Raw genomic sequence first — 20974 nt, 5'->3', positions numbered from 1 at the left:
CCTCCTGCTCCCCGGACTCCGTGACTTCGCGCGTGGTCGGCCTCAGTCAGTCGTCGGCCCGGCCCGTTTCGACGGCTCCTTCGGCGTGCGCAGCAGGCGTAGGCCGACGAGGCTCTGGAGTGTCATCGCCGCGGCGGCCGCGGCGGTGACCGCGAAGCCACCGCGTGGCCCGAGCGAGTCGATCGCCCGGCCGGAGACCGCCACCGCGGCGGCCGAGCCTGCCGCGCCGGCCGAGCCCAGCCAGGAGAACGCCTGGGTCAGGACGGTCTGGTGGACGGCCGACTCGGTGAGCACGGAGAAGAGCACCAGAAGCGGCGGGATCGTGGCGCCGGTCAGCACCACGGCCAGTCCGAGCCCGAACGGTGAGCCGACGGTGAGCAACAGCAGCGTGCCGAGCATCAACGCGCCTGTCGCCGCGAGCAGTTGCACCGGGGGTGTGGCACGCCACCGGCGCAGCCCGTACAGCCATCCGGCCAGCAGACCGCTGCAGTTGGAGACGGCGAAGACCGGGACCGCGGCGCTCGGCGCGCCGTGTTCCACCACGAAGGCGGTCACCGACACCTGCATGGCCCCGAAGTACACGCCGATGGCGAGATTGAGGCCCATCAGCAGGAAGACTTCGCTGCGCAGCAGCGACCGGTCCGCACGGGCGTGCGCGGACCCGGCGACCGCCGGCGGGGGCGCGCTGCCGCGCTGGGCCGCGAGGACCAGACCGCCGATCACCGTCAAGGAGGCGGCCAGCACCGTGCCGGCCACGGGATGTCCGGCCGCGGCGAGTGCGCTGACCGAGGCCGGGCCCACGAGGTAGCCCACCGCGTTGCTGAGGGACTCCAGCGCGAAAGCGGTGGGCAGTTCCGCGGCTCGGTCGGTGCGCAGCAGTGCCGCCCAGCGTGCCGAGGACATCGCGCCCAGCTGGGGAACGCCGGCCCCGACCAGTGCGCCGCCGAGGATCAGGAGGGGGGCGCGGGCATCGGCTGCGACCAGGGACACGAGGACGGCCACCGCCACGGCGTGGGCCAGCAGCGCGGGCGGCAGGACGCGGGTCTGCCCGAACCGGTCCACGAGCCGGGCCAGTTGTGGCGCCACCAGCGCCTCGGCCACCGCGAACCCGCCGCTGACCAGACCGGCCGCGGCGAAGGTGCCGGTCCGGCTGTGCACGAGCCAGACGATGCTGAGGCCGGTCATCGCGACGCCGACGCGTCCGAGCGATGCCGGGAGGAAGAAGGCTGCGGCGCCCGGGGTACGCAGCAGGCAACGGTAGTTCGCCGAGGGCACGGCGAGTCCATTTCGCTGCCCGGCGGGACGGCCCACCCTGGTCGTCGGTGCCCGGATGTACCGACCTGTGGTTGCCGCCTGGAACCGTCCAGTGCTGGCGCGGAGAGGGGACACACGCCCCGCACCGACTCCGTCACCGGGCAGAATTCTCGATGTGTTGTGGGTCGTTGTGAATCTAAGGGTGCTTCCGGCCCAGCCGCAACGCGTGCAGGGCGGTGCCGAGGTCCGCGACGGCGGTGGGATCGGTCAGGGAACGTCCCGTCAGCTCCTCGATCCGGCGCAGCCGGTAGCGGACGGTGTTCGGGTGGATGAACAGGTGGTGCGCCGCGTCGGCGGCGACGCCCTTCGCGGTGAACCAGTGCCCGAGCGTCTGCAGCAGCCGGGCCCGCTCGGGCGCCGGGAGTTCCAGGACCGGGCCCAGGACGACGTCGACCAGGCGGGCCGACTCGGCGGGGGCGGCGGCGACCAGCATGGCCAGCGGGCTGTCGTCGAACAGGGCCACGCCCGGTGCGTCGCCCGGCAGCCCGCTCAGCGCCAGCCGGGCGAAGCGCAGCGCCTGGGGTGTGTCGCGCAGCGAGTCGAAGCGGGGGCTGACGCCCACCCGGGCCTGGTGCGGCCGTAGCGCTCGATGGCTCACCGTCTCGGCGTCGGGATGGGTCAGCGCGAGCAGCCCGATCTGCTGGTCGGGCAGGAGCCGCCAGGCCGACGGGACGCCGGTGCGGCGCAGGTCGGCCTCGATGCCGGGCAGCGGCTCGCCGCCCGGATCCGGCACGGAGGCGGCCACGACCGCGTACGGGCCCCGCTCCGGAAGGCCCAGCTGCCGTGCCGTCTCCCACAGCGTCGTCCGGTCGGCGAGGGCACCCGTGAACAGCGCCTCGACCAGGGCCGAACGGCGCACCTCACGCTGGAGGGCCAGCTCGGCGCTGGCCTCGCGGTAGGCCGCGGCGACGGCCTCCGCGTAGCGGCCGAACTGCGCCCAGATCTCCGACGACCCCGCCACCAGGTGGGCGTCCGTCACCTCGGGATGCCGGTGGGCCTCGTCGACCAGCCGCGACCACAGGTACTCGAAGCCGATCCGGTAGGCGTGCAGTGTGTCCGCGAGCGGCACCCCCTGCTCGGCCCGCAGCCGGCCGGTCTCCTCCGCCGGCCGCACATCGGGCTCCGCGTCGATCGCGAAACGCCCGAGCAGCTGGTCGGCGTTGGCCGTGCAGGACGCGTGCAGCGACGCGAAGGGGATCAGCGACTCGTCGGCGTAGGACTCGACCTCGGCGCGGATGCGCCGCGCCATCCGCTCACCCAGGTCCGGCAGCCGTACCCGCAGGGCCGCGCTCACATCGGAGAGACTCATTCCCGCAGCGTACGGCGTGCTCTTTGTGCCCGGGAACAATCCTCGGACGCCTGCGCTGTTCGCCCGCCCATGGACCCCCTGCGGCCGGGAGGCAAGCATGCCGGGAGCGTCGGCGGGGGCGTCCGGCGCAGTGAGCGCGCATGCGAGGAGACATCATGGCCAACCTGGCGGAATTCCTGGTGCAGACGGCGGCCCGGCAGCCCGAGAGCGCCGCGCTGCGGCTGGGTACGGCGACCCTCACGTACGCCGATCTGGACCGGCTGAGCGCCCAGGCCGCCGCCCTCCTGCGCACCGAGGGCCTGCGCGCCGGCGACCGCGTCGCCCTGATGCTGCCGAACATGCCCGAGTTCGTCGTCCTGTACTACGGCATCCTGCGCGCCGGAGGCATCGTCGTACCGATGAACCCCCTGCTCAAGGAGCGGGAGACCGAGTACCACCTGCGGGACTCCGGAGCGGTGCTGCTCTTCGAGTGGCACCAGGCACCCGGCGAGGGCGCCCAGGGCGCCGCCGCGGCCGGGGTGCGGCACATCCCGGTCGAACCCGCCGCCTTCACCGCCGAGCTGGCACGGCTGGAGCCGCACCACGAGGTCGCCCCGGTCTCCCACGACGACGTCGCCGTACTGCTCTACACCTCCGGCACCACCGGCCGCCCCAAGGGCGCCGCGCTGACCCACGCGGGACTGCGCCACAACACCGAGGTCAACGTCGTCCATGTGCAGCGGCTGACGTCCGAGGACGTCATCGTGGGCTGTCTCCCGCTGTTCCACATCTTCGGGCAGACCTGCACCATGAACGTCGCCATGTACAGCGGCGCCACGCTCGTCCTCGTGCCCCGGTTCGACCCGCAGACCGTGCTCGACGCCATCGCCCGCGACCGCGCCACCGTCTTCGAGGGCGTGCCCACGATGTACGCGGCACTGCTCCAGCACCCGGGGGCCGAGGACGCCGACGTGTCCACGCTGCGCATGTGCGTCTCGGGCGGCGCGTCCCTGCCGGTGGAGGTCCTGCACGGGTTCGAGCGGCGCTTCGGGTGCATGGTGCTGGAGGGCTTCGGCATGTCCGAGACCAGCCCCGTCGTCTCCTTCAACCACCCCGACCGGCCGCGCAAGGCGGGCTCCATCGGCACCCCCATCCGGGACGTCGAGGTGCGACTGCTCGACGACGACGGCAAGGACGTGGCCGAGGGCGAGGTCGGCGAGCTCGCGGTGCGCGGGCCGAACGTGATGAAGGGCTACTGGAACCGCCCCGAGGAGACCGCCGCCGCCGTCCCGGACGGCTGGCTGCGCACCGGCGACCTGGCCCGGCGCGACGAGGACGGCTACCTGTACATCGTCGACCGCAAGAAGGACCTCCTCATCCGCGGCGGCTACAACGTGTACCCGCGCGAGATCGAGGAGGTCCTGCACGAGCACCCCGCCGTCGCCCTCGCCGCCGTTCTCGGCGTCCCCGACGAGAGGCTCGGCGAGGAGGTGGCGGCCGCCGTCGTCCTGCGCGCGGGCTCCGAGGCGAGCGCCCGGGAACTCCAGGAGTACGTGCGGGAGCGGGTGGCCGCCTACAAGTACCCGCGCCGGGTGTGGCTGATGGACGCGCTGCCGATGGGCCCCAGCGGGAAGATCCTCAAGCGGGAGATCTCGGCCCCGGCGCACTGACCACCGCCGGACCGACCGTCGTAAGGCCACGGGTGCGGCTTGCCGAGGGTGGGACGGGGATGCCCGCCCGCCGTCGGACTCCCGGCTCCTCCCGCTGCCCGGACTCCTGGCTCCCACCTCGCGCACCGCGGCCTCCCGCCCGGCCCACGCCGCGGCCCCCACGCCGCGGCTTCCCGCCCCCAGGCGAAGCCGCCCGCAGACGTTCACCCTCAGACGTTCACCCCCACGTGCCCGGCACGCCCCCGCGCATGCCGCACCCGAGCCCGGCCCGGCAAGCCGCGCCGTCCCACCAGGGGTTCACGGTGGCCGCCGTCGCCGCGCGGTGCGGATTCAGCAGCGCCAGCCACTTCAGCCGCCGCTTCCACGAGGCCTACGGGCTCACCCCGCGGGACTGGCGACGGCGCGCGCACACCGAGGCGCACCGGCCGCGGCAGACCCCTGCCGACGCGACCCGGCCGGGCCGTTGACCCGCGGCGAGGAACGCTTGCTCCAGCGTGCGGTGACCCGGTCGATCCACCGTGGACGTCGGCGACGCCCGTTCTGATCGGCGGGGCGGCCGGGCCGAGAGCGAGGCCGTCCCGCACGGCGAGTCCGAGACCGCGCAGGCCGGGGCGGTCAGGTCGTCCGACGGGTGCAGAACCGCGACATGCCGATCGTGCGGAGCGAGGCATGCGCGGTGCACGGATGGACATCACACCGTGCACGGGCGCGCGCACACGGCGGCGGGCGCCCTCCTACAGTCGCGGGCACGATCACCCCTACCCAGCAGGAGATTGCGTGTGCCCCGACGAAGCGTCACCGCACCGGCCGCCCGCACTGGAGCGGGAGGCCGCCGAGTTCGTCCAGCGGTACACGTGCCCGGTGGTGCCCCGGGACGAGGATCCGGGGCCGGCGCGGCAGCGGGTCGCGCCCCTGCTCGCGGGGGACGGGCGGCACGCGGACGTCGACGAGGAGTGGCTGGCCCTGCCCGGCTGCGAGGGCGGCCGGGTCAGGGTGCGGATCCTGCGGCCCACCTGCGCCGACGGGCCCCTGCCGGTGGTCCTCTTCCTGCACGGGCTCGGCTGGATGCTCACCGACGCGACCGAACACGGTCTGCTGCTCGCCGACTTGGCGCTCGGCGCGGACGCCGCGGTCGTGGTCCCGGAGTACGACAGGGTTCCCGAGGCACGCTATCCGGTGGCCGTCGAGCAGGCGTACGCGGTCGCGCGCTGGATCGCCGACCACGGGGCCGAGGGGGGACTGGACGGACAGCGGATCGCCGTCGTCGGTGCGTCCGCCGGGGCCAATCTGGCCGCCGCGCTCACCTTATTGGTGAAGGAGCGCGGCGGAGTGAACCTCGTCCACCAGGTCCTGCTGTGTCCCGTCACGGACGCCGCCATGGACACCCAGAGCTACCGGGACTTCGCGGACGGATTCTTCCTCGGCCGGGAGGCCATGCGGCACTTCTGGGACCAGTACGTGCCCGACCCCGCGGACCGGCACCGGACCACCGCGTCCCCACTGCGCGCCACCGACGCGGACCTCGCCGGCCTGCCCCCTGCGCTCATCCTCACCGCGGAGGCCGACGTCCTCCGCGACGAGGGGGAGAACTACGCTGTCAGGCTCCGCCAGGCCGGTGTGTCCGTCGTGTCCGTCCGCTACCACGGCACCGTGCACGGCTTCGTCCTCTTCGACGCGCTGCGCGGCAGCGACACCTCCAGGGCCGCGCGCACCCAGACCGTGGACACCCTCCACGAAGCGCTCCATCCCTGGTCCGGCTGACCCGGCAGGGCCCGTGCGTGCGCGGGACACCGGCGTGCACGCACGGTCATGCAAGGCCGTGAGGGCGGTCGCACGTTCCAGGACATGTCCCGGCCGACCGGGGCAGGGCTCACCCGGTACGGATCGACGGCGGTCCTGCCGCACGGACGAAGGCACGGGGCAGGCAGGCAACGGGGGAGTGAACCTGCCTGCCCCGGCACGCGACACCCCTCCGGGAAGTCAGGGCGACAGGGGAGCCGCGGACCTCGTCGGGAGGCCATCACATACAGCGCACCGAGCGCGCCGGGTGTCACTCGGCCAGGTCGGGACGCGGTCGCGGGCCTACGTCGCGACGGGCTGTGGCCGCCGGACGGCGAGGCGGCCCCGCTGGGCGAGTACGGCCACGGAGGCCGCGCACCCCAGGCCGGTGGCCGTAAGTACCGACCAGGTCAGCCAGACGGCGTCGTGCCGCAGCGCGAAGTCCCACAGGGCGCCGATGACGAGGTTGCCGAGGGTGATGCCCAGACCGGAGACGGTGTTGTAGAGGCCGTAGTGCGTGGCGACCAGGCGGTCGCCGGACAACGCGACGATGGTGTCCATCTCGAAGGGGTAGACCACCGCGGACCCCGCCGCCAGCAGCACCACCGCGACCACCAGTGAGGTCAGCACCGAGGGGGCCGATCCGGGGGGAGTGAGCGCCAGCGGCAGGAACGCCAGCCCCATCGCGGCCAGACCCCGCACCAGCGCCTGCTCGCCGCGCCACCGGCCCTTCGCCCAGCCCGTCAGCCGCAGTTGACCCACGACGGCGACCGCGGCCGACACCACGAAAAGCCCGCTGGTGACGGCCGTGCCCTCGGCACCGAGCGCGTCGGCCGCGGCCAGCGGCAGCGCCAGATAGACCTGGAACGCCAGCACGTACGAGCCGATCATCGCCGAGGCGAACAGCAGAAAGGGCCGGTTCGCGGCGACGGTCCGCCACTGCGCCAGCACACTGCCCGCCGCCGCGCCCGCCGTTCGGCCGTGACGGGTGGGCAGCGACCGCCACTGCAGCAGCGTGAGGACGGCGAACACGGCCGCCGCCGTCGTGCACACCAGCCGGAAGTCGGCGGCCAGCAGGGCGAGTCCGACGAGTGGCCCGAGCAACATGCCCGCCTGGTAGTGGACGTTGAACACGGCGAAGGCGTCCACGCGCCGCTCGCCCGCCTCCTCGGCCAGGTAGGCGCGGACGGACGGGTTGAACAGCGCACCCGCGAAGCCCGTCGCCGCCGACGCGACGATCAGCGCGGGCAGGTCGTCGACCCAGCCGAGCAGGGCGAAGCCGGCCGTGCGCAGCAGGCAGCCCGTCATGATCGGGGCCTTGTAGCCGAAGCGGTCGGCGAGGGTGCCGCCGATGAGGAACATCCCCTGCTGGGAGAAGTTGCGCACGCCGAGCACCAGTCCCACCGCCCAGGCGGCCAGGCCGAGCCCTCGCGAGAGATGTGCGGCGAGGTAGGGCATGAGCATGTAGAACGCGAGGTTGATCGCGAACTGATTGGCCATCAACAGCCGTGCCGGGCCGGAGAAGGAACGGGTCTGCCGCCAGAGGCCCTTCACCGCACGGCCCCCTTCGGCTCCGGCGTCGTGGTGCGCGCGAGCGGGTCGGTGACATGGAGGCACCGCGTCCAGCGGGTGACGGCCCGCTCGCGGGGATGGCCGATCTCGTCGGGGTCGTCGGCGGGAGGGCGGTCCAGCAGGCCGTGCGTGCGGCAGTACGTGTCGTCGTAGACCGTCCCGACGTAGCGCTGGGGTCCGTCGGGGAAGACGGCGGCGATGCGTTCGCCGGCGGGCAGGGTGCGCGCCAGCCAGCGCGCGACGAGGGCGACGGCACCGACGCTCCAGCCGCCGGTCGCGTAGTGGTCACGGGCGAGGCGCCGAGCGGCCCAGACCGCTTCCGCGGGCGCCACCCAGTGGACCTCGTCGAAGAGGTCGTAGGCGACGTTGCGGGGGTGGATGCTGCTCCCCAGTCCTCGCATCAGGCGGGGCGCGGCCGGCTGGCCGAAGATGGTCGAACCGGTCGCGTCGACCCCGACAACCCGCAGGCGGGGAAAGCGTCCGCGCAGGACGGAGGCGATGCCGGCGGAGTGTCCTCCGGTGCCGACGGAGACCACGAGGACGTCGACACGGTCGAGCTGGGAGGCCAGCTCACGGGCCAGTGGGGCGTACGCGGCGACGTTGTCGGGGTTGTCGTACTGGTCCGGGTGCCAGGCGCCGGGGTGCGCGGCGAGGAGTTCCCGGACGCGCTGCCGCCGGGCCTGCTGCCAGCCGCCGACCGGATGCGGGGACGGGACCGTGTCGACGTCGGCGCCGTGGGCGGTCAGCAGACCGCTCATCAACGGCTCCATGCCGGGATCGGTGACCACGGTCACCGGATGACCGAACTCGGCCCCGGCCAGGGCCAGACCCAGGCCGAGCGTCCCCGAACTGGACTCCACGATCCGGGCGCCGGGCCTCAACTGCCCGCGCGCACGGGCCGCGTGCACCATGTGCAGGGCCGCACGGTCCTTGAGGCCGCCGGGGTTGTGCCCTTCGAGCTTGGCCCAGAAGCCGCGCCCGGTCGCCGTGAAGGGTTCCCCGATCCAGAGGACGGGGGTGTCGCCGACCAGCCCGGCAGGCGAGCGCATCGGCTGCCGGACACCGCTCGGCAGCGTGTCGGAGATGACGGAGAAGGGGAAGGTGGAGGGGTGTTTCATGGCGTGCTTCTCCTGCGGCCGGTCAGCGGACGGCTGCCGGCCGTGGGGTAGGGAGGCGTTGACGTTCGGTCGCCGCGCCCGAGGGAGAACCGGAGGGGCGCGGCCGAGCGGCGATCAGGTCCGCCACACGCCCAGGAGGGCCAAGGACCGGCCGACGGACCAGCCCTGGGCGAAAGGAGCCGGCGACGGCCCACGCGGCGGCGCGAGGGTGGAGTCGTCCCCGCCGCCGTCGCTCGTCGCGGCCGGATGCGCCGACGGCACGGCCCGGTCCGTGTCCCGCGGTGCCTGGATCGTCGGCTCGTCCTCGTGGCAGCAGTGCCGCCAGGGGGCCTGCTCGGAATCGGGGTTCGCGGTGGCGGTGAGGGGCGCGGAGGCGGCGACAGCCACGGTGCCGGTCGGCAGGGCGTCGGACCGGTTCACGGATGCCGGGCCGTGGGCGCAGGCCAGGAGATGCAGCAGGGCGGCAAGGAGCACCAGGATCGCCGCGCCGGCGCGAGACACGGCGCGGCCGTCGAGGTACACCGGGCCGACCCTCATGAACGCACAGGGTAACTATGCGGATGCGTTTGGTGACGCATTCGCTCGCGGTCGATTCGCGGGTCCTCCGTGAGGCGGGCTGAGATTTCGTAGGCAGCTATGTCTAAGATAGGAGCTAACTTTTTTTCATCCCCGCACGTCGTGGTAGTACCCTGATCCCATGGCGGTGGAGCAGACCCATGACTCGGCGACGTGCAAGCGCGTGGACGAAGGCATCACGCGCGTCTTCCAGGTGCTCGGAAAGCGGTGGAACGGCCCGATCCTGGCGGTTCTGATGGGCGGTGCGACGCACTTCGCCGATCTGCGCAGGGCCATCCCGGGCATCAGCGAACGCATGCTCTCCGACCGGCTGGCCGAACTCGGCGCCGCCGGACTCGTCGTACGCGAGGTCGACGAGGGACCGCCGCTGCGGGTCTCCTACCGCCTCACCGACGCGGGAGCCGCGCTGGAGCCATCGATCAGAGGACTCGGCGAGTGGGCGAAGGACCATCTGCCGGACGCGCCGCCCTGCATGGAGTAGGGCGCCCTTCGCGGAGCGTCCTGCCTCCGCCGGGGCGCCGGCCCGTCTCGATCGACCGGTGCGCAGAGGGCCGGATCCCCCCAACTCCCTTCAGGGACCCCACACGCCAGGGCCGCCGCCCCGCCACTCGATCCACTCGGCGGCCGCGACGTCGGACGCCTCCAGCCCCTCCATCCCGGCCCGGCCCAGAAACTCGGCGACGTCCAGCAGCGTGTACGCCATCCCCAGGAAACGGTCCCCGGCACGCACGCGGCGGCCGCCGTCCGTGGCAGGCGGATAGATCACGACGGGCAGTGCAGGGGCCATGAAGCCGAGCGTGAACCGGGGCGGCGGTGGGCGCATGCCCGGCTACTCCACCGTGGGGTCTTCCTGCGCGTACCGCATCGCGTCCTTGAGAGCCCTGTGCACCTCGTCCCGGTCCTCGCCGGTCGCTTCGGCCTGCGCGGTGATCGCGACCTGTACGGCCTCGTAGGCCGCGCACCAGCGACCCCGCTGCGCCTCGTACTCCGCGCCGGTGAGGCCGGCGAGCTTGGCGCGTTCGAGCTCGGCGAACCGTTCGAGGGCGATCAGGCTGTCTGGTATGTCTGCCACGGTTGGATCGTAAGCGTGTGACGCGAGGCCCGCGCCCCGACGCCGGGACCGCCCCGCGGAGCACGTCCGTCCCCGCCAGGGTGAAACGACCGGCCCGGCCGGGGCGGTGTGCCGCGCCCCTGGTCATGGGCTCGGCATAGTGACGGTCCCCGTACCGGACGCGCAGGAGGAATCCCATGATCGGCACCGACTTCCGTACCGGATCACCGGTGTGGATCGACCTCGGCAGCCCGGACACGGACGCGGCGGCCGCCTTCTACGACGCCGTCTTCGGATGGGAGTTCGTGTCCGCGGGGCCGGACGCGGGCGGATACGGCCTCTTCCGCAAGGACGGACGGACGGTCGCCGCGATGGGACGGCTGACCGAGGAGGGAGCCCGGCCGGCCTGGATGACGTACTTCCGGAGCGACGACATCGAGCGCACCACTCGTGACGTGGTCGCCGGCGGTGGCAGCGTGCGCGTCGAGCCGCTGAGCCTGGGGGAGGGGCGGCTGGCCCAGTTCACGGATCCCCAGGGCGCCCGGTTCGCCGTCCTGCAGTCCATGAGGGGCCTGGAGGCGGTGTCCGACACCAACGCGCTCGTGTGGGTGGAACTGCACGTCCCGGAGCCGCGGGCGGCGATCCGCTTCTACGAGGGGCTGTTCGGCTGGCGCTGCGAGGAGTTGCGGGAACCCGGCATGACCTACTGGGTGCTCAGCGTCGGGGACGGCGATCAGGAGGACGGATCGTTCGGCGGTGTGGGTGCGCTGCCGGGCGAGCGGGAGGGGGCGCGCTGGGTGCCCTACTTCGCGGTGATGGACGTTGACGCCGTCGTCGCCTCGGTCCAGGGCAACGGCGGGTCGGTGGTCATGCCCGCCGTGGACGTTCCCGGCGGCGGACGGGTGGCGTGGCTGGCCGACCCGGACGAGGCGCTGTTCGCCGTCCTGAAGCCCGATCCGCACCAGGGCTGATCCGACGGGTCCCATCCCGCCGGGGGCGGTCTCGCGTTTGGCCGTGGGCAGCGCCGTGATGCCGCTCGTGGCGGTCGCGCTCGTCGTCCTGAAGCGGCCCAGGGCCGCGTGGCTGACCGGGGCGCTGGTGAGTGCCGGGATGATCGTCGGTTTTCCGCTGTCGCGCACCGTCGGCCTGCCCGACGGCTACGACGAACCCGGTGGGGAGGCGCCGTACGGCCGGTGAGGCGGATCCGGCTCGAAACCGCGGTACGGGGGACGGGCGGTCCGGGGCTCGATGTGTCCCGGACCGCCCGTCGTACCCGCACGTGCGGCAGTCGTCGCGCCGCTACGATCCGGGCTGGTGCTCGGACTCCTGCGGCTCGGGCTCCTCGGAGCGGGCCGCGGCGCCCACCTGCTCGGGGTCGAGGATCTTGTCGCCGTACAGGTCCTGGAGCCAGTTGGTCTGGTAGATGGTGTCGAGGTAGCGCTCGCCGAGGTCGGGCGCGATGGCCACCGCGGTGAGGCCGCGTGTGTCGTGGCGGGCCAGCCAGTCCGTGGCGCCGCTGACCACCGTCCCCGTGGAGCCGCCGAACAGGAAGCCGCGGCGGGCCAGGCGGTGACAGGTGCGGATGGTGTCCGCCTCCTCCACCTGGATCACCTCGTCCACGTAGGACTGGTCGAGCAGCGGCGGCACCATGCTCATGCCCAGGCCGGGGATCATCCGGCGGCCGGGCTTGCCGCCGAACGCCACCGAGCCCACGCTGTCCACCGCGACGATCCGCACCGGCCGGTGCCATTCCCGGAAGTAGCGCGCACAGCCCATCAGGGTGCCCGCGGTGCCCGTGCCGACGAACAGCACGTCCAGGCGCGGGAAGTGCCGTGCTATCTCCCGTGCCGTCGTGCGGTGGTGCGCCCGCCAGTTCCCCGCGTTGGTGTACTGGCTGAGCCACACGTACTTCTTGTCGGACTCGCACAGCGAGCGCACGTATTCGATGCGCGTGCCCAGGAAGCCGCCGTTGGTGTCCAGGTCGGCCACGATGTGCACCTGGCTGCCGAGGGCCTCCATGAGGAGTCTGGTCGACAGGTTGCAACGGGAGTCCGTCACGCACAGGAACTGGTAACCCTTGCTGGCGGCGATCATGCTGAGCGCCACTCCCAGGTTCCCGGACGAGGACTCGACGAGGACGGAGTCCTTGGTCAGGACCCCATCCCGCTCGGCCGCTTCCACCATCTCGTTCGCGGCCTTCAACTTGATGGAGCCGGCGAAGTTGAATCCCTCGCACTTCAGGTAGAGAGGGTGTCCGAAGATCGACTTCAGGTCCACGAAGAGTCGGCCTTCGTTGAAGTCATGGGGAGCGGATATGACGGGCACGGTGAGCCTCCTGGTGCCAGGGCCGAGGGCGGGGCGACGGTCTTCTCAGCCGTAGCGGCGCAGATCGTGGAAGAAGTCGTCGATGACGCGGAGGTTCCCGGTCTCGGCTGCCTGGTCGTAGACGTACTTGCCGACGGCCAGGTCGAGGACGCCGAGTCCGAAGGGGGAGAAGATGACGGGGCGGTCGGCCGGCGGGGCGGCGCGCCCGAGGATCACGTCGTTGAGGGTGCCGTTGAGGAAGTCACGGTTGCCGGTGCGCTGTTCGACCAGATGGGGGGAGGTGTCGGCCTTCAGGCAGTGCTCGACGTCGTCGACGAAGTTGGCCGCGTTCAGCAGCACCTCGGGGGAGAGGTCGCGCAGCGAGACGTGCAGGACCAGGGGGTTGTGGCCGAACCAGGCCGGGGACGTGACGTGCGGGGCGCCGGCGACGGTGGCGAAGACGACCAGGTCGCTGGAGCTGATCAGGTCCTCGGCGCTGTCGTGGACGGTGACCTTCGCGGAGGTGCCGGACTGCTCGAGGTAGCCGCAGAAGCCGCGGGTGCTCTCGGCGGACAGGTCGTGCACGCCGATCGCGTCGAACGTCCAGCCGGTGCCGGCCAGGAAGGTGTGGATGTAGCGGGCGATCAGGCCGGTGCCGAAGAACCCGACGCGGGTCGGGCGGGTCCGGGTGCGGCTGAGCCAGTCGGCGGCCAGCGCGGCGGAGGCCGCGGTCCTCGTCGCGCTGATGATGGAGCTCTCCAGGCAGGCGAAGGGGTAGCCGGTGTCGGGGTCGTTGAGGATGAGGACCGCGGAGGCGCGCGGCAGCCCGGCACTCACGTTCTCCGGGAAGCTGGAGATCCACTTCAGGCCGTCCACGTGGACGGAGCCGCCGACGGACGCCGGCAGCGCGATGATCCGCGCGGTGGGACGGTCGGGGAAGCGCAGGAAGTACGAGGGCGGGTTGACCGAGTCCCCGGCGCCGTGCAGCCGGTAGGTCGCCTCGACCAGTTCCACGATGTCCTGCTCGTGCCCGCTGAGCGCCTTCTGCACCTGCTCGCCGGAGATCACCGCGAACGTCGGTGCCGAGCCCGCGCCGGTCGCGGCCCGCTGGGTGGATGTGGAGAGCATCTGGGTCATCGCCTGCCTGCCTCGGTGGTCGGGCAGCAGTCGGCCAGTCGGCGGGGCTCGGCCATGCCGACCAGCACCTGCCGCTCTCCGGTGAAGGGCTCTCTGCTGTGCGCGGTGCGGATGTTGTCGACGAGCAGCAGGTCACCGGCCTGCCAGGGCTCGCGTCGGGTGTGCTGCTCGTACGTCGTGTTGAGCAGCTGGACGACGTCCTCGCCGATCGGAGTGCCGTCGCCGTAGCGGGTGTTGAACGGCAGCCCGTCCGCGCCGTACTCGTCGACCAGGTACTCGCGGACCTCCGGGGCCAGCGTCCACTCGTTGAGGAAGGCGATCTGGTTGAACCAGCAGCTCCTGCCGGTGACCGGGTGCCTGACCACCGCGCTGCGGCGCTGCTCGGTACGCAGCGAGCCGTCGGGCCGCCAGGTGAAGTCGATGGCGTGGTCCCGGCAGTAGCGTTCGATCCCGGCGCGGTCGGCGGTGCCGAACGACTCCTTGAGCGACGCCCCGATCTCGTCGTTGTAGCTGCGGGTCAGCAGCCAGCCCTCGCGCTCGAACCGCTCCCTCAGCTGCGTGGGCAGCGCCGTGAGGACCTCTCCCGCGTCGGCCACCGCGGTCGCCCCGCCCTCGCCGGGCGCGGTCAGGCACGCGAACAGCATGAGTCCGGGAACGTCCAGCGTGTAGCTCAGTTCGTGGTGCATGCACATCGGCTGGTTCGCCGGCCAGGGCGTGGAGGCGTACAGTCCGGGCCCGAACGCCTGACGCGGCGCGAAGGCCTCCCGCTCCGTCATCAGCCCGTCGGCGATGCCCGCGAAGACGGCGCCGGCCTGGCCGGCGTCCCGCAGGTTCAGGCCGCGGACCAGCAGCGCCCCGTGCTCGGCGACCTGCGCGCGCAGCGATTCGCGGTACCGGGCCGCCCAACTCGTCGTGTCACCGGGGGAGTCGACGTGCAGGATCGCGGGTTTGTCCGGCCGCAGCTCCACATCGAGCGGTGCTGCCAGAGGTGAGGAGGACATCTCGGTTTCCCTTCGGTTGCCCGTGCCCGTATGGAGGCGGTTCGGGGGTCAGGAGGAGGCGAGCGGGGCCACGACACCCAGGACGGCCCGTGCTGCCTCGGCCGGGCGGGTGCGCGTGAAGTAGTGGCCCCCGTCGGGGAGTTCGTGCAGGTCCACGTGGTCGGTCAGGAGCAGCCAGTCCCGGTGGCGCCGGGCGTGGCCGGCCGTGTGCGGGTCGTCGGCGGCGACGACCACCGAGACCGGGGCGGACAGCTTCGCGGCCGGGGTCTCCAGGACGTCGCGGAGGTAGCGGTGCGCGGACACGCAGTCGTGCCGGTAGGCGGCGCCGATGTGTTCGGCGTGGTCCGCGTTCAGCTCCGCGAGTTCGGTGTAGCCGCTGTCCGCGGCCAGCCGCGTGGCGATCTCGGCGTTGTCGAGCCTCGTCAGCTCACCGATGGCGGCGCTGCGCTGGGCGGCGGTGCCGAGCAGTTGCGCGGCGACGAACACCCGCGTCACGTCCACACCGTGGTCCCCCAGCCGTCTGGCCGTCTCGATGGCCAGGGCGGTGCCCGACGAGTGACCCCACAGCATCACCCGGGTCAGGCCCCGCGCGGTGATCTCGGCGGCCACCCGCTTCGCGACCTGCTCGATCTCGGCGAACGGCTCGTGATCGGCGGCGAGGTCGTGACCGGGCAGGTCCACCGCGAGGACGGTCAGCCCGTTGGCCGCCAACTCGCTCGCCATGGGCTGGTAGTTGACGGCGTTCCCGCCCGCGTACGGGAAGCACACCAGCACGGACGACTCCGCTCCGCCCGCCGCCGACAGCGGCTGGAGCAGTTCCGCGGGCTGTCGCTGCGTGCCGTCGAGGAGGGCGGCCAGGTCGGAGAGGACCGGGTGCCGGGTGATGTCCTTGAGGGACACGGCGCGGTCGAGGGCGATGGTGAGTCTGACCGCCGACAGGGAGGTGCCACCGGAGTCGAAGAAGTGGTCCGCGCGCCCGACGCCGTCCTCGGGGACGCCCAGCACCTGGGCCCAGGCCGCGGCCAGCTTCCGTTCGGTCGGGGTGAGCGGGGTACCGTCCTGCTCGGCGGTGCTGTCGCCGGGCAGCGTCCGCGCCGTCCGCGCGGACTCCTCGGCCAGCGTGGTGAGCGCCTTGCGGTCGATCTTGCCGTTGCCGGTCAGCGGCAGTTCGGGCCGCCAGTGGAAGGCCGAGGGGACCATGTACGCGGGCAGGACGCCGGCCAGTTCCTCGCGCAGCTTGTGCGCGTCCTGCTCCTCGCCCGTGTAGAAGGCGATCAGGTGCGTGCTCTGCCCCGCGAGCTCGGCGCAGACCACCGCGCCGTCCCGCACCCCGAGCACCCGCAGCAGGGTGTTCTCGATCTCGCCGATCTCGATGCGGAAGCCGCGGATCTTGACCTGGTTGTCCCGGCGCCCGAGGAACTCCAGCTTGCCGCCGGGGTGCCAGCGCCCCCAGTCGCCGCCGAGGTAGAGCCGCTCACCCGGGTGGTACGGGTCCTCCCGGTAGGCCTCCCGGGTACGCTCCGGATCGTTGACGTATCCCCGGCCCACACAGACACCCGAGAACGCGATCAACCCGGGGGCGCCCAGGGGCACCAGGGACAGCTGCTCGTCGACGACGTACACGCGCACGTTGTTGACCGCGCGGCCCAGCAGCACGCGCTGCGGTACCGCGTCCATGACCTCGTGGTTGGTGTCGTCGGACGTCTCGGTCAGGCCGTAGGCGTTGACCAGCTTGATGCCCGGCTGGAGCGCGAACCAGCGCTGCACCAGCTCCCACTTGAGCGCCTCCCCGGTCACCGACACGCACCGCAGGTCCGGCAGGTCACGCGGGTGCTGCTCCAGGTACGTGGCCACGACCTCCAGATAGGACGGCACGAGCTGCGCCACCTGGACCCGGCCGCGGGTGAGCGTGTCGACGAACCGCTCGACGTCCACGATCACGTCCTGCCCGACCAGCAGCGTCCGGCCGCCCACCAGCAGCGAGGACACCAGCTGCCACAGGGAGATGTCGAAGCACTGCGGGGCGGTCTGCGCCACCACGCTCCCCTCGCCGATCCCCAGGTCGTCGATCTTGGCGAAGAGGTGGTTGAGCATGCCGGCGTGCTCGCACATCGCGCCCTTCGGCTCACCGGTGGAGCCGGAGGTGAAGTAGATGTACGCCAGCTGACCGGCGTCGACCTGGATGCCGGGGTCGTCCTCGGTGTGCGGTTCCGCGTACGCCGTCTCGATCGGGACCTTCTCGGTCTCCGGCAGGGACGTCAGCGCCTCGTCGAGGGTGGCGGTGCTGCCGGACTCGGCCAGCACCAGCCGGCATCCCGCACGAGACAACGTTGCCAGGATGCGTGCGGCGGGGAAGTGCGGCTCGATCGGCAGATAGACACCGCCCGCCTTGAACACGGCCAGCGTCGCGGCGAGCCAGTCGAGATTCCGCTCGGTGACCACGGCGACGACGTCCTCGCGGCCCAGCCCGCGGGCCAGCAGCGCCCGCGCCAGCCGGTTCGCGCGCCCGTTCAGCTCCCGGTACGTCCACTCGCGCTCGCCCTGCACGGCCGCCACCGCGTCCGGGTGCTCCCGGACCCGCTGCTCGAACAGCTCGTGCGCCCGCGCGTCGGGGAGGGCGCGGGCGGGACCGGCCAGGCCTTCGAGCTGCTCGCGGACCTCGTCCGCCGACAGCAGGCTCTGCCGTGTGTGCTCGGCGTCCACGTCCGCCGTCATCAGGCGGAGCGCCGCCAGGTGGTACTCGCCGATGCGGGCCGCGGACGCGGCGTCCAGCGCGTCCGTGCGGTACCGCAGCCGCAGCCTCAGCCGGCCGTCCCGGTCGCACCAGCGAACCCGCAGGACACCGTCGGCGATCCGGGCGTCCTCGCCCTCCCGGGGACCGAACACGACCTCGTACGACGGCCCGCTCACGCCCAGTTCCCGGCGCAGTTCGCCCACCGGGAACTCCCGGTGCGCCAGCACCTCGGCCTCGGCGTGCCGGGCGGCCTCCAGCAGTGCGCGCCAGGATCCCGGAGGGACCGTCAGGCGGCAGGGCAGCGGCTCGCCGCGCACACCGGCCGCGTAGCCCGTCACCACGTCCGGCTCGCCGGACAGCGCGGCCAGCACCTTGGCGTGTGCCGCCAGGAGCAGCGTGCTGACCGGCACGTCCAGGTGGTGCACCAGCTCGCGTGCCGCGGCCGCCACGTCGTCCGGCACCGCCACCTGGTGCTCGGCCACTCCCGCGTCCGGTTCCCGCACCCACCGTGGCACCGCGCTGATGCCGCCGGCGGTCAGTACACGGCTCCAGAACTCCCGGTCCGCTTCCCGTTGCGTTCCCATCGAATGGCCTTCCTCAACTCACGGTCGCCGCAGAGGCGTTGACCGAAGACGATGACGATTCCCTGCCGATGCCGGACGACCGGCCGGCGGCTTCCGGCATGTCCACGGCCGGGTTGCCGCCCCACCGCGCGTACGAGGGCACTTCCTCGCCCTTCATGAGGAACGAGTCGGTTTCCAGGACCGAGCCGTCCTCCATCGTCACGCCGTAGTGCACGTGCGCGCCGACGCCCAGCGTGACGGCGGTGCCGAGGCTGGAGTGGTCCGACTTGTAGGTGCCGTCCTCCTGCGAGTGGCACTGGATCTTGCTGCCGGCGTTGAGGGTGCAGTCGTCGCCGATGGCGGCGAGCGTCCGGTCCGTCAGGTAGCAGCCGTCGTCGAACACCCTGCGGCCGACACGCACGCCCAGCATCCGCCAGACGAGGGACTTGAACGGTGTGCCGTTGAAGATCTCGAGGTAGTGGTCCGGCACCTTCCACAGGCGCTCGATCAGCCAGAACGACGGGTCGTAGATGGAGGACAGCTGGGGGCGCTGGTGGCGGAACCACAGGATGCAGCGCTCCACCAGGACGTAGTACAGGGTGGAGAACGCCAGGGTGATGGCCAGGTACCCGGCGATCACGATGTGCCCGACGACGCCGTACAGGTCCACGGAGGCGAGGGCGAACAGCGTCAGCAGGAAGGTCTGGAGCCAGCGCACGCCGAGCATGAGGGCCATCGAACGCAGGTTGTAGCGGTTCTTCGCCGCGAGCCGGCGGGCCAGTGTGTCGCCGCTCCTCAGGTCGTCGAACCGTGAGTCCCGCTCCACCGACCGGGGAATCTCGAAGCACGGTGAGCCCAGGAGGCCCACGCCTTCACGGATCTCGCCGTCGAGGGGCACCATCACCTTGGTGGCGAGCAGGCAGTTCTCGCCGGTCCGGCCGCCCAAGGGATAGGCGATGTTGTTGCCCAGGAAGTTGCGCGGGCCGATCGTCGCCCGGGACACCCGGAAGGACGTGCTGGAGTAGTCGGCGTTGATGATCGAGAGCCCGTCCGCCACCATCGTGCCCCTGCCGACCGTGACCTGCAGCGGACTCTCGTGCTGCACCTCGGTGCCGAAGTTCGAGCCGGTCTGCTCGACCTGGGACAGGTCGTATCCGATGCCCCGGAGGTAGTGCACGATGTACGAGCTGTCACCGAAGAGCCAGGCGAAGAACTTGATGTTCGTCATGCGGGCCGACGCCCGGTGCACCGCGTACTGGAATCCGTAGAGCGGATACACCCGGTCGGGCTTGACGGCCAGGCCCAGCAGCCGGGGAACGACGCACAGCGCGGCGAGCCCCAGGACCACGAAGCCGAAGAACAGGACGCAGGAGATGAGGAGCGCGTCGGGGATCATCTCCGACCGCTTGACCACGGCCTTGGCCGGGTCGAGCCGGTCGCCGATCGCCGGTACCGCGGTGAACAGCATGTACGTTCCGCCGATGGCCAGCGGGATGTACAGGAAGAACAGCTGAACCAGCGTCACGAGGGCGAACCAGGCGCGGCGCACACCGCCGCACTCGGCCGGTGCGACCCGCACGTAGTCGACCTCCGTGCGCTGGGCCGGTGTTCCGTGCCAGCGCTCCCCGTCCGGGACCGCCTGACCGCGGTAGAGGGAGGAGGTGTGGCCGAGCTGTGCCCCGTCGCCCATCGAGGTGCCGATGTCGAGGACGGTCTTCTCGCCGATGTACACGTCCCGGCCGAGCGTGACCCGGCCGGTCTCGATCCGTCCCGCGAGCGCCCGGTAGCAGAGGAAGAAGGAGTCCTTCCGGATCACCGTCCCGGAGCCGACCGTCAGCAGGTCGGTGCAGACCGGGACGGAGTGGGTCAGGATCGTGACGCCCCTGCCGATCCGGGCGCCGAGCGCGCGAAGGTAGAGCACGTACAGGGGATTTCCGATGAAGAGGATCATCGGATTCGCGTGCAGCAGTACCTTCACGAGCCAGAACCGCACATAGGCGAGGCCCCAGATCGGGAATTCTTCCTCTTTCCAGCGGCCGACGAGCAGCCATTTCGCGATGACCGGAAACGCGCACAGTGCGATGAATCCGACCCCTCCGAAAAGCAGCGACCGCAGATAGATGTCGCCCAGACCCGAACCGGTGGCCACCCATTCATAACCTCGCGCGGTGACGAATCCGGCAACGAGCGAATATCCCAGGAATGCCAGCAACTGGAATGTTCCGCACAGGAAATGGCTCAGGCTGCTCGCCGGTGCCGCCGGCGGCATCGCCGGGACGCGCTGCGGCGATGAGACGGTCGCTTCGAGGGGATCGGGTGCCGTCGCCGCGAGGGCCGTGGCCAGGTCTCGGATCGTCGGGTGCCGATAGATGTCCTTCATGGACGGGGACGGCAGATCCGTACGCTTCCTGACCCGTGCGCAGAACTGGGCCATCACGAGGGAGTTGGCGCCGAGGTCGTCGAAGAAGTGACTGTCGACCGGAACGCTCTCGACGGAAATGACGTCCGCCAGAGCCTCCGCGAGTTTCGCCTCGAATTCTGTACTCGTCGGACTTGAGTCACTGACCGAGTAGCTCTGCCGGAGGACGGCTGCGTCGTCCGGCCCGGATATCCCGGATATGTGGACCTCGGGGGACTGCTCCACCATTCGATCTCCTGGAGGTCGTGTTCTTTGCTGATCACGATCCGTCGCAGTCAAGTCTCGGTCCGCCTCCGTCAGGCTGCCACTCCTGATCGATCACGGCGCGTATCGAGAACGTCCGCCGGACCCGTTTTCCCTGGTCCCACGCCGAGTTGGGGCGCGATTCGGATCACTCGAATGGGTGCCTGTTCGCCGCGGCCGGCCCGAGGGCCCGGCAGGACCTTCG

18 protein-coding genes are annotated in these 20974 nt (G+C 71.8%); 6 read left to right on the top strand and 12 right to left on the bottom strand.

What is annotated here, in order from left to right; all coding sequences use genetic code 11:
- Positions 1-42: 42 nt before the first annotated feature.
- Together ACWD5D_RS40085 and ACWD5D_RS40080 are read right to left on the bottom strand one after the other, a co-directional pair.
- Positions 43-1275: an MFS transporter gene (locus tag ACWD5D_RS40085; RefSeq protein WP_451377687.1), complete on the bottom strand. Its 1233-nt coding sequence runs from the start codon at positions 1273-1275 to the stop codon at positions 43-45.
- Positions 1276-1450: 175 nt separating this feature from the next.
- Positions 1451-2623 carry a PucR family transcriptional regulator gene (locus ACWD5D_RS40080; protein WP_451377686.1) on the bottom strand — a complete coding sequence of 391 codons (1173 nt, stop codon included), beginning with the start codon at positions 2621-2623 and terminating at the stop codon, positions 1451-1453.
- Positions 2624-2778: 155 nt separating this feature from the next.
- On the opposite strand from ACWD5D_RS40080, the gene ACWD5D_RS40075 reads away from it, so the two are divergent.
- From ACWD5D_RS40075 to ACWD5D_RS40065, 3 genes are all read left to right on the top strand, one after another.
- Positions 2779-4272: a long-chain-fatty-acid--CoA ligase gene (locus ACWD5D_RS40075; RefSeq protein ID WP_451377685.1), complete on the top strand. Its 1494-nt coding sequence runs from the start codon at positions 2779-2781 to the stop codon at positions 4270-4272.
- Between the two features lie 248 nt (positions 4273-4520).
- The gene (locus ACWD5D_RS40070; protein ID WP_451377684.1) at positions 4521-4739 is read left to right on the top strand and encodes an AraC family transcriptional regulator; all 219 of its coding nucleotides are present in this window, start codon (positions 4521-4523) and stop codon (positions 4737-4739) included.
- 310 nt (positions 4740-5049) lie between these two features.
- Positions 5050-6033 (top strand): alpha/beta hydrolase, encoded by a 984-nt coding sequence (locus ACWD5D_RS40065; RefSeq protein ID WP_451377683.1) that lies wholly within the window; start codon positions 5050-5052, stop codon positions 6031-6033.
- 321 nt (positions 6034-6354) lie between these two features.
- On the opposite strand, the gene ACWD5D_RS40060 is transcribed toward ACWD5D_RS40065, so the two are convergent.
- The 3 genes from ACWD5D_RS40060 to ACWD5D_RS40050 all read right to left on the bottom strand — a co-directional run bounded on the left by ACWD5D_RS40060 (position 6355) and on the right by ACWD5D_RS40050 (position 9278).
- Entirely contained in the window at positions 6355-7605 is a 1251-nt protein-coding gene (locus ACWD5D_RS40060) for an MFS transporter (protein ID WP_451377682.1), read from the bottom strand.
- Entirely contained in the window at positions 7602-8741 is a 1140-nt protein-coding gene (locus tag ACWD5D_RS40055) for a PLP-dependent cysteine synthase family protein (RefSeq protein WP_451377681.1), read from the bottom strand. Before ACWD5D_RS40055 ends, ACWD5D_RS40060 begins: the two co-directional genes overlap by 4 nt.
- 114 nt (positions 8742-8855) lie before the next feature.
- Positions 8856-9278 carry a hypothetical protein gene (locus ACWD5D_RS40050; RefSeq protein WP_451377680.1) on the bottom strand — a complete coding sequence of 141 codons (423 nt, stop codon included), beginning with the start codon at positions 9276-9278 and terminating at the stop codon, positions 8856-8858.
- Between the two features lie 160 nt (positions 9279-9438).
- Between ACWD5D_RS40050 and ACWD5D_RS40045 the strand changes: the two genes are divergently transcribed.
- On the top strand, positions 9439-9798 hold the full coding sequence (locus tag ACWD5D_RS40045) for a winged helix-turn-helix transcriptional regulator (protein ID WP_451377679.1): 360 nt from the start codon (positions 9439-9441) through the stop codon (positions 9796-9798).
- 90 nt (positions 9799-9888) lie between these two features.
- Here ACWD5D_RS40045 and ACWD5D_RS40040 read toward each other — a convergent pair whose 3' ends face one another.
- Complete coding sequence (locus ACWD5D_RS40040; RefSeq protein WP_451377678.1) at positions 9889-10104, bottom strand: hypothetical protein; 216 nt, start codon at positions 10102-10104, stop codon at positions 9889-9891.
- Positions 10105-10146: 42 nt separating this feature from the next.
- The gene (locus ACWD5D_RS40035) at positions 10147-10389 is read right to left on the bottom strand and encodes a hypothetical protein (RefSeq protein WP_451377677.1); all 243 of its coding nucleotides are present in this window, start codon (positions 10387-10389) and stop codon (positions 10147-10149) included.
- 176 nt (positions 10390-10565) lie between these two features.
- Between ACWD5D_RS40035 and ACWD5D_RS40030 the strand changes: the two genes are divergently transcribed.
- The gene (locus tag ACWD5D_RS40030; RefSeq protein WP_451377676.1) at positions 10566-11339 is read left to right on the top strand and encodes a VOC family protein; all 774 of its coding nucleotides are present in this window, start codon (positions 10566-10568) and stop codon (positions 11337-11339) included.
- Positions 11340-11382: 43 nt separating this feature from the next.
- On the top strand, positions 11383-11565 hold the full coding sequence (locus tag ACWD5D_RS40025) for a hypothetical protein (RefSeq protein WP_451377675.1): 183 nt from the start codon (positions 11383-11385) through the stop codon (positions 11563-11565).
- Between the two features lie 102 nt (positions 11566-11667).
- Here ACWD5D_RS40025 and sbnA read toward each other — a convergent pair whose 3' ends face one another.
- The 5 genes from sbnA to ACWD5D_RS40000 are packed head-to-tail and all read right to left on the bottom strand — an operon-like array spanning position 11668 to position 20754.
- Positions 11668-12693 carry a 2,3-diaminopropionate biosynthesis protein SbnA gene (gene sbnA, locus ACWD5D_RS40020; RefSeq protein ID WP_451377674.1) on the bottom strand — a complete coding sequence of 342 codons (1026 nt, stop codon included), beginning with the start codon at positions 12691-12693 and terminating at the stop codon, positions 11668-11670.
- A 45-nt stretch (positions 12694-12738) separates the two neighbouring features.
- Entirely contained in the window at positions 12739-13809 is a 1071-nt protein-coding gene (sbnB, locus tag ACWD5D_RS40015; RefSeq protein ID WP_451377673.1) for a 2,3-diaminopropionate biosynthesis protein SbnB, read from the bottom strand.
- The gene (locus tag ACWD5D_RS40010) at positions 13806-14810 is read right to left on the bottom strand and encodes a TauD/TfdA family dioxygenase (protein ID WP_451377672.1); all 1005 of its coding nucleotides are present in this window, start codon (positions 14808-14810) and stop codon (positions 13806-13808) included. The genes sbnB and ACWD5D_RS40010 overlap by 4 nt, the downstream gene beginning before the upstream one ends.
- A gap of 48 nt (positions 14811-14858) precedes the next feature.
- Complete coding sequence (locus tag ACWD5D_RS40005) at positions 14859-18128, bottom strand: non-ribosomal peptide synthetase (protein WP_451377671.1); 3270 nt, start codon at positions 18126-18128, stop codon at positions 14859-14861.
- 13 nt (positions 18129-18141) lie between these two features.
- The gene (locus ACWD5D_RS40000) at positions 18142-20754 is read right to left on the bottom strand and encodes a Pls/PosA family non-ribosomal peptide synthetase (protein WP_451377670.1); all 2613 of its coding nucleotides are present in this window, start codon (positions 20752-20754) and stop codon (positions 18142-18144) included.
- Positions 20755-20974 lie beyond the last annotated feature (220 nt).

Source organism: Streptomyces sp. NPDC002520 (assembly GCF_053595235.1).
The sequence above is the reverse complement of the archived record's forward strand: the minus strand, read 5'-3'. Positions and strand labels throughout refer to the sequence as shown.